12 protein-coding genes are annotated in these 12,281 nt (G+C 67.0%); 4 read left to right on the top strand and 8 right to left on the bottom strand.

Annotated features, from left to right (window positions below; all coding sequences use genetic code 11):
* The first annotated feature begins 62 nt into the window (after positions 1-62).
* The 3 genes from Q7W51_01630 to Q7W51_01620 are packed head-to-tail and all read left to right on the top strand — an operon-like array spanning position 63 to position 1,559.
* Entirely contained in the window at positions 63-353 is a 291-nt protein-coding gene (locus tag Q7W51_01630) for a ribbon-helix-helix domain-containing protein (GenBank protein MDO8847076.1), read from the top strand.
* Positions 353-787 carry a type II toxin-antitoxin system VapC family toxin gene (locus Q7W51_01625; GenBank protein MDO8847075.1) on the top strand — a complete coding sequence of 145 codons (435 nt, stop codon included), beginning with the start codon at positions 353-355 and terminating at the stop codon, positions 785-787. The genes Q7W51_01630 and Q7W51_01625 overlap by 1 nt, the downstream gene beginning before the upstream one ends.
* Positions 788-818: 31 nt before the next feature.
* The gene (locus tag Q7W51_01620) at positions 819-1,559 is read left to right on the top strand and encodes a hypothetical protein (protein ID MDO8847074.1); all 741 of its coding nucleotides are present in this window, start codon (positions 819-821) and stop codon (positions 1,557-1,559) included.
* Positions 1,560-1,566: 7 nt separating this feature from the next.
* Here Q7W51_01620 and mscL read toward each other — a convergent pair whose 3' ends face one another.
* The 3 genes from mscL to Q7W51_01605 form a co-directional block, all read right to left on the bottom strand.
* The gene (gene mscL, locus Q7W51_01615) at positions 1,567-2,004 is read right to left on the bottom strand and encodes a large-conductance mechanosensitive channel protein MscL (protein MDO8847073.1); all 438 of its coding nucleotides are present in this window, start codon (positions 2,002-2,004) and stop codon (positions 1,567-1,569) included.
* Positions 2,005-2,088: 84 nt separating this feature from the next.
* Positions 2,089-2,787: a molybdopterin-dependent oxidoreductase gene (locus Q7W51_01610; protein MDO8847072.1), complete on the bottom strand. Its 699-nt coding sequence runs from the start codon at positions 2,785-2,787 to the stop codon at positions 2,089-2,091.
* A 71-nt stretch (positions 2,788-2,858) separates the two neighbouring features.
* Positions 2,859-3,647, bottom strand: a complete 789-nt coding sequence (locus tag Q7W51_01605; protein MDO8847071.1) for a class I SAM-dependent methyltransferase — start codon at positions 3,645-3,647, stop codon at positions 2,859-2,861.
* Positions 3,648-3,737: 90 nt separating this feature from the next.
* Between Q7W51_01605 and Q7W51_01600 the strand changes: the two genes are divergently transcribed.
* A complete protein-coding gene (locus tag Q7W51_01600; protein ID MDO8847070.1) occupies positions 3,738-5,045 on the top strand; it encodes a hypothetical protein in 1,308 nt (435 codons plus the stop codon).
* A gap of 38 nt (positions 5,046-5,083) precedes the next feature.
* On the opposite strand, the gene Q7W51_01595 is transcribed toward Q7W51_01600, so the two are convergent.
* The 5 genes from Q7W51_01595 to Q7W51_01575 all read right to left on the bottom strand — a co-directional run bounded on the left by Q7W51_01595 (position 5,084) and on the right by Q7W51_01575 (position 12,278).
* Positions 5,084-6,745, bottom strand: coding sequence for a hypothetical protein (locus tag Q7W51_01595; protein ID MDO8847069.1), 1,662 nt, complete (start codon positions 6,743-6,745; stop codon positions 5,084-5,086).
* A 23-nt stretch (positions 6,746-6,768) separates the two neighbouring features.
* Positions 6,769-8,433, bottom strand: coding sequence for a hypothetical protein (locus Q7W51_01590; GenBank protein MDO8847068.1), 1,665 nt, complete (start codon positions 8,431-8,433; stop codon positions 6,769-6,771).
* A 120-nt stretch (positions 8,434-8,553) separates the two neighbouring features.
* Positions 8,554-9,180, bottom strand: coding sequence for a hypothetical protein (locus Q7W51_01585; GenBank protein ID MDO8847067.1), 627 nt, complete (start codon positions 9,178-9,180; stop codon positions 8,554-8,556).
* Positions 9,181-9,330: 150 nt separating this feature from the next.
* On the bottom strand, positions 9,331-10,575 hold the full coding sequence (locus Q7W51_01580) for a hypothetical protein (GenBank protein ID MDO8847066.1): 1,245 nt from the start codon (positions 10,573-10,575) through the stop codon (positions 9,331-9,333).
* Between the two features lie 38 nt (positions 10,576-10,613).
* Complete coding sequence (locus Q7W51_01575; GenBank protein MDO8847065.1) at positions 10,614-12,278, bottom strand: hypothetical protein; 1,665 nt, start codon at positions 12,276-12,278, stop codon at positions 10,614-10,616.
* Positions 12,279-12,281: the final 3 nt, after the last annotated feature.

Below are 12,281 nucleotides of genomic sequence, written 5' to 3'. Positions count from 1 at the left end.
ACCTCGGATCCTCGACGGTACTACTCTCGGTGGTACCAGAAGTCCTACCACCGGAGCGCACAATGGCCAAGCCCACCGTCTCCATCCCCGACGGCATGCTGGAAGACGTCGACCGCCGCGCCGCCCAGGCCGGCGTCAGCCGCTCGGCGTTCATCCAGGAAGCGATCGCGCGCTACGGCGAGTCGCTCGATATGGAGCGCGAGCAAGACGCACGCTCGAAGCGGATCGGCGAAGCGATGAAGACGATGCGGGAGATCGCCACGCACATGCCAAAGGATGCGCCGACCGCCGAGGAAGCCATCCGCGCCATCCGAGACGCTCCGCCTCGATGGCTGCGACAGGAAGACGAGTGATGGCTGTGACGACAGGATCCCAGGAGGCACGGATTGTCGTGATCGACAGCTCGGTCGCTGTGAAGTGGTACAAGACGCAAGACGAGTCATCCGTGGACGCTGCGAGGGCACTCCTCGAGGAGCATCGCTCGCGGCTTGTGACTCTCGCAGCGCCCGGCCACTTCGCCGCTGAGGTACTCAATGCACTTCGGTACTCGCGCCTCGGCTTCGATCACGTGGAGTCCGCGGCTGGCGCGCTCGACGACATCGACCTCGTCACGGTCCCTCTCACCCGTCGCCTCACAGAACCAGCTGTCGCGCTCGCCCGCACTCACGGACTCACGATCAACGACGCTCTGTTCCCCGCGCTCGCGATGCTGTTGGACGCCGAGCTCGTCACAGCCGACCGGATGCAGGCGCGCGTCTCCGAGTGCCGGGTGCGACTGCTCCCCTGAGAGCGCTCGTCCACTCGGGTACACTGTGCACATGGAGCACTCCGTAGCCATCGTGGAGATCGCCGGGCGGGACAGCATCGCCGCTGCGGTGGCCGCCGTGCGCGATCACAGCTTCCGCACGCTGGTGCCCACGGTCGCGTACACCGGCACCGAGACCGGCGACCGCGGCGCGCCGGGCCGGGCGGTTGGCGTCCTCCGCGGGCTGCTCGACAACCGGGTCACGATCCGCGAGCCGCTCGCGCTCTCCGACCCCGCGCTCTGGTCCGCGATGAATGCGCGTCCCGCAGCCGAACTGCAGCGCCGCTTCGGCATCTGCTCGCCATGCCTCGCCTGCCATCTGTACCTCCACCTGCTGCGCGTTCCGCTCGCGTGGTCGAACGACAATGCGCCGGTGATCTCAGGCGAGCGCAACTCCCACAACGGCCGCATCAAACTCTCGCAGACGCCGGCAAGCATCGCCGCCGCCGAGCGGGTGCTCGCATACGCGGGCGTGCAGCTGCTGCAGCCGGTGCAGTATGCCACCGGCGAGGAGATCGCCGAGTTGGTGGATGCCGGCTGGGACGAGGAGCCAGGGCAACTCAGCTGCCAGCTCGCGGGTAACTACGTGAACTTCGACGGCAGCGTCACCTACGACGAGGCCCGTTATGAGCGCTACCTTGCCGAGTACTTCGAGCCGGTGGGCCGCGCCGTGATCGACGCCTGGCGCGCCGAGCGCGATGGCGGCCCCGCCGCCGACTTCAACGCCGTGGTGCGGAGCGTGCTCGAAGGCTAGAGCACGGCTAGACCTCGCTCGTGCACGCCGGGCACCTGGATGCCTCGAGCGCGATCTCGGTCTTGCAGTACGGACACTCCTTGGTGGTGACTTCCTCTTCCTTGGCCTTGCGGAGCTTGTTCGTCGCCTTCACCAGGAAGAACACCACGAGCGCGACGATCAGGAAGCTGATCACCGTGTTGATGAACGCGCCATAGCTCATCACCACGGCACCGGCCTCGGCAGCCGCAGCAGGCGTCGAATACGGAGCGGCCGTTGCGCCCTCCTTGATGACCCACATCTTGCTGGGGAAATCCACACCGCCGAGCAGCGCGCCGATCGGCGGCATGATGACATCCTTGACGAGTGACGTGATCACGCTGCCGAACGCACCGCCGATGATGATGCCCACGGCCAGGTCGATCACGTTCCCCTTGAACGCGAACTCCTTGAACTCCTTCAGCATCGCCCCTCCTCGGCACGGGAACCGAACATGACCAGTATCCCCCAGGGCGCGTGCCCGGGTGGGCGGTGGCGCGGTGTACGCGACTCAGCTGCCGAAGAACGACTTGTCCAGATCACCCGAGTTGTTGTAGCCGCGGTCTTCCCAGTAGCCGCCCGGGTCCTCTTCGGCGGACAGCTCGATCCCGGTGACCCACCTGCACCACTTGTAGCCCCACTTGTCCTCGGCCACCAGCTGGAACGGGAAGCCGCGCTCGGGGCGCAGGGGCACGCCGTTCATCGCGTACGCGAGGATGATGTCGTTGTCGTAGAAGTACTCCACCGGGAACGAGGTGGTGTAACCGTCCGCCGCCGAGAAGATGACGCTCTGTGCGCTGGACTGCACACCGGAGGCGTCGAGGATGTCGCGCACGAGCACGCCGCGCCAGAGCACCTTGGCGCTCCAGCCCTCCACGCAGTCGAGCTGCACTACCTTCTCGAAGTTGGGATAGCCGCTCGTGATCTCCGAGTAGGTGTAGCTGGCGGAATCGTCCACCAGGCCGCTCACCTCGAGGCGGTACTCCTCGATGTCCACGTCCTGGGGACCTGAGATCGAGTTCTCGCGGAAGGCGTCGGACGAGTCGAGCCGCTCGCCCTCATACTCGGTGATCTCGACATCGGCGAGCTCGCTGACCTCCCCACCGCCTGCGTCGGGCTCGGGCGCAGGTGCCTCGTCGGAACCTGCGGCGCATCCGCCGAGCACGAGCAGGACGACGAGCGCCAGTGCGACAGTGCGATTGCGATTCACGGGGCGCCTCCTCACGATGCGTGACGTGAGTGTATGTCCCCGCTCCGGCGGCGCGCCGGACACGCGGCGCGTCAGACCGGCTTGAGCGCGAGCAGCACGAGGTGCCGGTTGCGGAACGAGGTCAGCTGATGGTCCTCGTAGATCGGCTCGAGCCAGCGGCGCATCCCGCTCGGCGCCTCGGCCATCTGCTGGCACAACTCCTCGACCGTGGCCTCGCTGCAATCCTGGCGCGCGGTCCACCGGGCAAAGTCGTGGCGCTTGTCGATGATCTCGGTGTGTTGGACCGAAAGGCCTGCCCGCTCGACGAGCGTGACCCAGCCGTCGATGTTGTACGACTGATTGTGGCTCGCGTCGCGCGTGCGCTCGAAGGCGTCCGTGAGCACCGCCGAGGTAGGTTCAGGCGGCAGCGTCTGGTCCTGGAAGCCGAACCGACCGCCCGGCTTGAGCACGCGCACGACCTCCTCGAAGAAGTCCTGCGCGTCCGGGAAGTGGTGTGCGGCGATGCGGCAGGTCACGATGTCGAACGTGCTGTCGGGATAGGGCAGCGCGTCCGCCTCGGCCACCGCGAACGTGGCCGTGCAGTCGTGCTCGGCGAGCAGCGCGTCGGCCGCCTCGAGCATCTCGGGCGTGAGGTCACACGCGTCCACGTCGGCACCCGTGCGCGCGAGGGCGAGTGCGGTGTGTCCGCCGCCGGTGGCCACGTCGAGCGCGCACTCGGCGGGCTGTGGATCCAACCAGGTGAGCAGCAGCTCCAGGTCGGGCCCCGATGCGTGAAGCGCGCTCGTGCGGTAGTCATCGGCACGCGCGCCGAAGCGCTCCCGTGCGAGCGCCTTGAGCTCGTCTGCAGACAGTTCGGTCAAAGCCGCCTCCCCCGGTTGCGTGCATCCCCTGTGACATACTAGCCCGAGGGCGTGCTCACGCGCACGCGCGTTTTCGGACGGAGGGGACGGATGGGCGAGAGCGCGGACGTACGGCGCCCCATCGTGATGGTGGTGCCCGACGGCGCGGGCGACCGCCCGCAGCCCGAGCTCGACGGACGCACCCCGATCGAGGCCGCCGAGACGCCCAACCTCGACGCGCTCGCCTCCCTCGGCCGAAGCGGCCTCCTCTACCCCGTGGGCCCGGGCCTTGCGCCCAGCTCGCACCAGGCGCACTTCGCGCTCTTCGGCTACACGGAAGCCGAGTTCCCCGGGCGCGGACTGCTCGAAGCGCTCGGCGAGGACCTGCCGCCTTCTCCCGGCGAAGTGGTGCTGCGCGCCAACCTCGCGCGCGTGACCGAGCGCGAGGGTGTGCTGTGGATCGAGGAGCGGCCCGACCCGCGCGAGGGCGAGGCCGGACTCGACGGCATCTCGCTCGACTTCGAGTACGGCAGCGTGCAGGCCCACTTCGTGCACACCGGTGCCCTGCAGGGTCTGCTCTTCCTCAACCCCACCGACGGGCCGGCGCTCTCGCACTTCGTGAGCGACGCCGATCCGCTGCATGCGGGCACCGCAGTCCTCGAGGTGCTGCCGCTCGAAGAGGCGCCCGACGCCAAGGCGGCCGCGCGCACCGCGTGTGCGGTGAACGCCTGGATCCGCCACTCGCGCACCGTGCTCGCCGGGCGTCCGCTCGACGCGATGCTCGCCAAGTGGGCGGGCGCGCCCGCACGCTACACGTCGTTTCCGGCCCGCTTCGGCATGCGCGGGGTCAGCCTCGGCTCGGGACCGCTCTACCACGGCCTCGCTGCCGCCATCGGGCTCGACCACCGCGAGTTTGGCACGGTGAGCGATGCCGAGGCTGACGTGGCCGTGCGCGTAGAGGCCACGCTCGCGCTGCTTGCCGAGGGGTACGAGTTCGTGCACCTGCACACCAAGCGCACCGACCAGGCCGGGCACCACAAGAACCCCGCCCGCAAGGCGGAGATCATCGCGGCGGTGGACCGCGCGCTCGCGCCGCTCGTGCCGCTCGCCGAGCGTGGCGAGATCGTGGTGATCGTGTGCCCGGACCACCAGACGCCATCGGCAGGGCCGCTCTACCACGGCGGAGGCGCGGTTCCGCTCACGATCGCGGGCGGCGTGGCAGGCGCCGACGGGGTGACCGCCTACGGCGAAACGGCCGCCGCCGCAGGCTCGCTCGGCGTGGTACGCGGCACCGACGTGCTCCCGCTCGCGCTCGATGCAGCCGACCGCTCGGCGTTCCTTGCCGACCGCATCACCGGCCACCGGGCCTTCGGCATACCACGGCCCGCAGACCTGAAAGGCCTCCGGGCCGTGGAGTGAGGCTGCTTGCCCGATGATCGGGCGTCAGCCGTCACGTGCTACTGGCCAAGCCAGAACGCCGGCCCCTCGTAGCGGTAGACCGTCGGCCACGTCGCGATCACGTGGTTCGCCTCATCGAGACTCGCTGTGTAGAAGTGGCTGCCGTTCTGGAGATTGTAGAAGCGGTACACCGGTAGCTTGGCCGCCTCGGGCGACGGCGAGACTTCGTAGGTGGGACCGTCGTACTGGTAGATGGTGGGCCACGTGGCGATCACGTGGTCGCGCTCCTCTTCCGAGGCGGTGTAGAAGTGACTCGAGCTGCTCGGCTTGTAGAAGCGGTAGAGCGGCTCCTTGTTGTTGTACGGGTTCACCGAGTAACTCACGCCCTCGTAGGCGAAGATCGTCGGCCACGTGGCGATCACATGGGCGCGCTCCTCGGCCGAACTCGTGAAGAAGTGCGTGCCCGCGCCCGCGTTGTAGAAGCGGTAGACCGGGTGCCAGATGGCGTAGAAGTACGCCACGCCGGAGTCCATGGCGGCGCCGTCGCCGACCATCGCGCCCACGACGAAGCGCCCCTCTGCCGACGCCGCTACCGAGTAGCCGAACCATCCGGCGCCCGGAATCTTCCGCGTAAGGGTCCAGCCACCGGCCGTCTTCTCGTAGAAGTGCGCCGAGCCGGCCATGCCGTCATCCCACGGCGCGCCCACGACCGCCACTGAACTGCTCACCGAGACCGCCTGGCCGAAGTTGTCGTTCGCATTCGGCTGCGGCGAAGTAAGCGTCTGCGACCAGGGCCACGTGGCGCCCAGACCGCTCGAGGAACGCGTGAACGCGTCGACCGCACCCGCAGCGGCCTGAGTGCCGACATCGTAGGTGTATGCGCCCACCATGGCGTTCGCGCCGTTGGTGGCTACCGAGAAGCCGAAGCCGGCGTTGGCTTGTGGATCGTGCGCGTATACGTAGCCCGTCGCCGTCCACGGGGTCGCGCCGTCCCCGTAGTACATGAGCGCGGATCCTGCGTTCGTACCGCCGGCGTTGTCCTCGAAGGGAGCGCCCGCGACCAGATAGTTCCCGTACACGTCCACCGCCCTGCCGAACTCGGCGCCGGCCTCGGAACTGGCCATGAGTCGCTTGAGTGTGGAGCTGCCCTCCTTGAAGATGTAGATCGCGCCCGCGTCCGCGGCCAGGGAGTCATCCCGCGGCGCGCCAACCACGACGGTGGTCCCGTAGATCGACACCGCGAAGCCGAACCGGTCGCCTGCAGCAGCCGTGGTCGGAACAAGCTCCGCGTAGTACGCCCATCCGCCCGGCCCACGGTGGAAGACGACCGCAGATCCGCGCTGAACGGCGGAGACAGTGTCCCATGGGGCGCCGACCACGATGTAGTCCCCGTCTATGTCGACCGCTGTCCCAAAGCCGTCTCCGACCGCCGGGTCGGCCGGAATCCGCTGCGCGAAGACCCAGTTGGTCCCGTTGTACTCGTAGACGAACGCAGCGCCCCTGTCTTCGTAGGCAGGCGCTCCCACCACGGCCGTGTTGCCGTCGATAGCCACCGAGTAACCGAACTGGTCGTCGACCACACCGCCTGCAGGCCATACCGTCCCAGTGCACTGCACCGGCGCAGGCGTGTCCAACACTCCAGCCGCCGGCAACGGCACCGCGAACGACGAGACCGCCAGTACAACCACGAGCACTAGGGCACGCGAACGAACATGTGGCATCGCTGCAACCTCCCCCTCGAACTCTACTGCCCGAGCCAGAACGCCGGTCCCTCGTAGTGGTAGACCGTCGGCCACGTGGCGATCACGTGGTTCGCCTCATCGAGACTCGCCGTGTAGAAGTGGCTGCCATTGCGGACGTTGTAGAAGCGGTAGACCGGCAGCGTGCCCGCCTCGGCGTACGGCGTGACCGCGTACGTCGGGCCATCGTAGCTGTAGATGTGCGGCCACGTTGCAAGGACGTGGTTCGCTTCGTCGAGCGATGCCGTGTAGAAGTGACTCGAGCTGCTCGGCTTGTAGAAACGGTAGAGCGGCTGCGTGTTGTTGTGCGGGTTCGTGTTGTACGCCGGACCCTCGTAGGTGAACACGGTCGGCCAGGTGGCGATCACGTGGTCGCGCTCCTCGGCCGAGTTGGTGAAGAAGTGCGTGCCCGCGCCCGCGTTGTAGAAGCGGTAGACCGGCTCGAGGTGTGCGAGCATGCACGCTGTGCCCGAGGCCGGCTGGGCGCCCGTGCCCGTGACGTTGCCGACGATACCGCGGCCCTGCGATGACGCCGCGACCGAGAATCCAGCAAGGCTGTCACCCGGCAGCGGCGTCATCTTCCGCATGAGCGTCCAGGTGTCACCCAGGCATTGATAGACGTGCACCGAACCCGCGTAGCTGTCGTCCCATGGCGCGCCCACGAGTGCGAACGTACCCTCCACCGACACGGCCATGCCGAAGTTGTCGCCGGCGTTCGGCGCTGGCGAGACCAGTGTCTGGGTGCAGAACCAGTTCGTGCCCGAACGGTTGAATACGTCCGTCGACCCCGCACCCTCCGCCGTGGCGACATCGTCCAGGAATGCCCCCGCCAGCGCGCGATCGCCGGAGATCGATACCGCGTAGCCGAACCGGTCACCCGCATCGTCACTCGAGCCGAAGCGGATCCCCTGGTAGTCCCAGAACGCGCCGTCCCAGTGGTAGAAGTGGACCGCGCCCGCATCCGCGCCTGCGGCGGTGTCGTCCCGGGGAGCGCCCACGATGATGTAGTCGCCATCAAGGTCGACCGACGTGCCGTACTCGGCGCCCGCCTCGGCCGCCGAGGACATGTACTTGACATAGGCGGGTTCGGTCCTCGTGAAGATGTAGATCGCACCTGAATCGGTGGCCATCTGGTCGTCCTTGGGCGAGCCCACGACTGCCCGGTTCCCCGACATGGCAACCGACCAGCCGAAGAGGTCGCCGACCGAGCTGGGCTCGGGAGCTAGTTCGGTCAGGTACTCCCACCCCGCCAAACCGCGCTCGTACACGATGGCCGCACCCGTATCGTCCGCCGCGCTCGAGTTCCCGTACGGCATGCCCACGACGATGAGATCACCATCGATGTCCACCGAGTGGCCGAAACGGTCCCCGACGCCCGAATCCGCCGGCAGCTCCTCGCTGAACGTCCACAGTCCGCTCACATACTCATAGACGAAGACGGCGCCCTTCCCGTTGTAGTCTGGCGAGCCCACCACCGCAGTGTTCCCGTCGATCGCCACGGAGTAGCCGAAGTCCTCGTCGGTCGGGCTGTCAGCGGCGAACACGCGGGCCGTGTACTGAACAGGAGGCGGCGTCTCCACCGCAGCGCCCGCCTCGGGTAGTGGACCCACCACCAGCGCAAATGCAAGCACCACAACGAGCGCCGATGCACACAAACGAATGCGCGGCATCACTGCCACCTCCCCCCTCAAACCCCTCCCTAGAGACGTGGGTTCCCAGGGCGGAGGCAGACGTAACGAAAGTGGGCGCCCCCGGAGGGGCGCCCACGTCGATCTGCGGCTGCAGCAGCGCTACTGTCCGATCCAGAATGCCGGGCCCTCGAACTGGTACACGTCCGGCCACGTGACGATCACGTGGTTCGCTTCATCGAGACTCGCCGTGTAGAAGTGGCTGCCATTTCGCACGTTGTAGAAGCGGTAGACAGGAGACCTGCCGTAGTCCGGTCCCGCCGAGACGCGATAGGTGGGGCCGTCGTAGTTGAAGATGGTCGGCCACGTTGCGATCACACGACTCCGCTCGTCGGCCGACGCGGTGTAGAAGTGACTGTTCGATCGCGTGTTGTAGAAACGGTACAGCGGCTGCAGGTCGGTATTCGGACTTGTGTAGTAGGCGATGCCCTCGTAGTCGTACACACCGGGCCAGGTCGCGATCACGTGGTCGCGCTCGGCGATCGAGTCGGTGAAGAAATGCGTCATGTTGAGCTTGTTGAAGAACCGGAAGACCGGCGCCTTCCGGTAGATGGTGAAGTTGATCGTAGTGCTGGTGCCCGCCCAGAACGTCCAGGGGTCGGCATCTGTCCATCCGCTGGCCTTGTTGTACCAGCCAGCCTGGTAGAGAGAGCTTGGCCCCATCGTGCCGAGGTAATACTCGCCTGAGTCGACGGTGAGCGTGTACCTGCCGTCAGCGCCGGTCGTCACGTACTGCTCAAGCTCCGGATCGCCCCAGCCATCCGGGTAGTATGCCGAGACCTCAACGCCCGCGAGCGGGAGTCCCGTTAGCGCGTCGTAGCAGGTGCCGGTGATCGTCGCGTTGCTGTTATAGGCGTAAACTGCGCCCGTTTGATCCGCTCAACCCGTAGAGGCGAGCGTGGCGCCGATCATCGCGATCCCGCCGTCGAGCGCCGCCGAATCGCCAAAGAGCGCGCAACACGGGTATGCGTCCGGCGTGACCTTCTGCGCCATCACCCACTCGCCCTCGCGGTACTGGAAGTAGTACGCCGCGCCGGTGTGGAGGTCGTCCCAGAAGGCGCCGATGAGGATCAGGTTATGACCGTCGAAGGCTACCGCCGAGCCGAACCAGTCGCCGTCCGGCGAGTTGGGGCCGGGGTTATCGAGCGTGGCGGTGAGCACCCAACCGCTCGTGCCACGCGCGTACACGTACGCGATGCCCTTATCCACCTCGGCACCTACGTCATGCGCGGGCGAGCCGATGACGGCCACATAGCCGCCTGCCTGCAGGTCGATGGGGCCGCCGAACTGCTCGTCGGCCACCGGCGTGGGCGCCTGCCACTTCTGCTCGAACGACCACGTCGTGCCGCTGCGCGTGAACGACAGCACGCTGCCCGCGTCCACGATCGCCGCCACCGTTCCCACGTCATCTCCACCGGCCGATGCAAGCACCGTGTTGCCCGAGAGCGACACGCACGTGCCGAGGCGGTCTCCCGCCATGCCCGACGGGTCGAGCAGATGCACGCCACCGCCGGAGTCCCAGTCGCTCCCGTTCCAGTAGATCGGACGCACCGCTCCGCGCCCGCTGCTGTCCCCGGGGCAGCCGACCACGATAGTGGTGCCCTCGATGTCAACGGACTGGCCGATCTGATCGCCTTCCTGAGCGAACTCATCAGGCAGCATGTCCGCCGCCGACCACGCCGTCCCGGTACGCGTGAAGACATACGCGGCGCCCGATTCGCCATGCGACCCGTAGTAGAAAGGTGCCCCGACCACGATCCGGTCACCAGAGATCGCCACCGAGGTGCCGAATTTGTCACCGTCACCGGGCGCTGAAGCGTACAGCGACGTCTGCTTCACCCAGTCGGTCCCGGACCGCACGAAGACATCCACCCGGCCGACATTCTGCGGACCGGCCAAGGTGTCGTACTCGGGCACGCCCACCACGAGGGTGTCGCCGTCGATCGCCACCGCGGAGCCGAATCTCTCATCCGTCACCGGAGTCTGCGCGTAGATGATGTCCTCATCGACCGCGAATGGAGCCGAGCCGGCCATCGCGGTCGGCACCGCAAGCGGCACCACCGTGGCAAGCACCAGCGCTCCGGTCGCGATCGCTGCACACCGGGTCACCCAACGACGTCTCATGTACGACTCCCTCCGCGCGAGCTCCCCGCTCGCACCCCCTACTGCCCGAGCCAGAATACCGGTCCCTCGTAACGGTACACCGTTGGCCACGTGGCGATAACCATGTCGGCCTCTTCAGCAGAGGCCGTGTAGAAGTGACTGCCATTCTTCAGGTTGTAGAAGCGGTACACGGTCGGCCCGGCGCACGGCCACGGGGTGACCGCGTACGTCTGCCCCTCGTACGTGAAGATGCCCGGCCACGTGGCGATCACATGGTCCGCCTCCACGAGCGACGCCGTGTAGAAGTGACTGCCGTTCGTGTGGTTAAAGAAGCGGTAGAGCGGCTGCGGGTTGTTCTCGGGATTCGTCTTGTACACGACCCCCTCGTACGAGAAGACGTTCGGCCAGGTGGCCAGCACATGGTCGCGTTCTGTTGCCGAGGGAGTGTAGAAGTGCGTTCCCGCACCCGGGTTATAGAAGCGATAGACCGGCTCAAGATGTGAGTAGATGAAGGCGCCGCCCGGCTCGGTCACCGTGGCGGTGCTCGCCAGGTACGAGCCGACGACGATGGTGCCCTTGCTCACTGCAGTCGAGCAGCCGAACATGCGCACCGCCGGATTGGCCGCCGACATGTCCGTGGACTGCACGCGTGGCCAGAGTGTGCCGCTTCGCCTGTAGAAATGCGCCGCACCAGCACCCGCCGAGCCTTGCCATTCGCCGACGGCAAGCGTGTCGCCGTCGATGCCGACGCCTGAGCCGAAGCCCTTGTACTCGCTCGGATCGGGAGACACGAACGATGCCTGCCACGCCCACGCAGCGCCCGGGTTCACGAAGGCGTAGGCCGCCCCCGCGTCTATTCCCGTCATCAGGTCGCGGCCTGGCGCACCGGCGACGATGGTGTTGCCTGAGACATCGACGGAGTTGCCGAACTGGTCTCCCGCCGCCCCGCCCGAAACGTAGAGTTTCTGCCTGAACGTCCACACGGCGCCGTTCCAGCCGAACACGACCACACTGCCCGCCAAGGAATCCTCGCCGGGCGAACCGCAAACGATGGTGGTGCCGGAGATCTTCACCGATCGGCCAAGCATGTTGTCCTCACCAGGGTCGGTGTCCTCGAGGTACTGGAAGGACGACCATGCCGAGCCGTTCCATCGGTAGACGTAGGCGAGTCCATGCTCGGGACCGTACACGCTATCGAAGTAGGGCACGCCCACGACGATCGTGCTGCCCTCGATGTCCACCGACCAGCCGAATGAGTCACCGGCATGTGGAACGGGGGCTGCCGTGTCATACACGGGACCCCACACGCCGGCCACCCGGCGGTAGACGTAGATTCGACCCGCCAGGATCTCGGTACCCGCGGTACGGTACGGCGCACCCACGACGATGAAGTCGCCCGAAACGGCCACATCCGCGCCGTACATGTCTCCAGCCGCAAGCGCCGGCGCCGTGAGCTTCTGCTGGAAGACCCAGCCGCCGGCCGTTCGGATGTATACGTAGGCCGAGCCACGCTGCGAGTCATCCCCTGGTGCGCCGACCACGACCGTGTCGCCGTCGATGTCCACGTTGTTCCCGAACCAGTCGTTCTGCGCACCATCGGTCGCGTGCAGTCTCGCCACCTGCTCGGCGAACGCACCGTAGGCCGCCGCTGGTGCCGTAAGCACGACCACTGTAGTCAGCAGCGCCGCAGTCACAGCAAGCGCCCGGACCCTTCGCATCCTCATCAC

This window comes from Coriobacteriia bacterium (genome assembly GCA_030652115.1).
Classification (GTDB): Bacteria; Actinomycetota; Coriobacteriia; order Anaerosomatales; family Anaerosomataceae; genus UBA6100.
This window is presented reverse-complemented; position numbering and strand designations above follow the sequence as displayed.

Coding starts and splice junctions, on each gene's coding strand:
- Q7W51_01630 (MDO8847076.1), top strand. CDS start 63: ATGGCCAAGCCCACCGTCTCCATCCCCGACGGCATGCTGGAAGACGTC.
- Q7W51_01625 (MDO8847075.1), top strand. CDS start 353: ATGGCTGTGACGACAGGATCCCAGGAGGCACGGATTGTCGTGATCGAC.
- Q7W51_01620 (MDO8847074.1), top strand. CDS start 819: ATGGAGCACTCCGTAGCCATCGTGGAGATCGCCGGGCGGGACAGCATC.
- mscL (MDO8847073.1), bottom strand. CDS start 2,004: ATGCTGAAGGAGTTCAAGGAGTTCGCGTTCAAGGGGAACGTGATCGAC.
- Q7W51_01600 (MDO8847070.1), top strand. CDS start 3,738: ATGGGCGAGAGCGCGGACGTACGGCGCCCCATCGTGATGGTGGTGCCC.
- Q7W51_01595 (MDO8847069.1), bottom strand. CDS start 6,745: ATGCCACATGTTCGTTCGCGTGCCCTAGTGCTCGTGGTTGTACTGGCG.
- Q7W51_01590 (MDO8847068.1), bottom strand. CDS start 8,433: ATGCCGCGCATTCGTTTGTGTGCATCGGCGCTCGTTGTGGTGCTTGCA.
- Q7W51_01580 (MDO8847066.1), bottom strand. CDS start 10,575: ATGAGACGTCGTTGGGTGACCCGGTGTGCAGCGATCGCGACCGGAGCG.
- Q7W51_01575 (MDO8847065.1), bottom strand. CDS start 12,278: ATGAGGATGCGAAGGGTCCGGGCGCTTGCTGTGACTGCGGCGCTGCTG.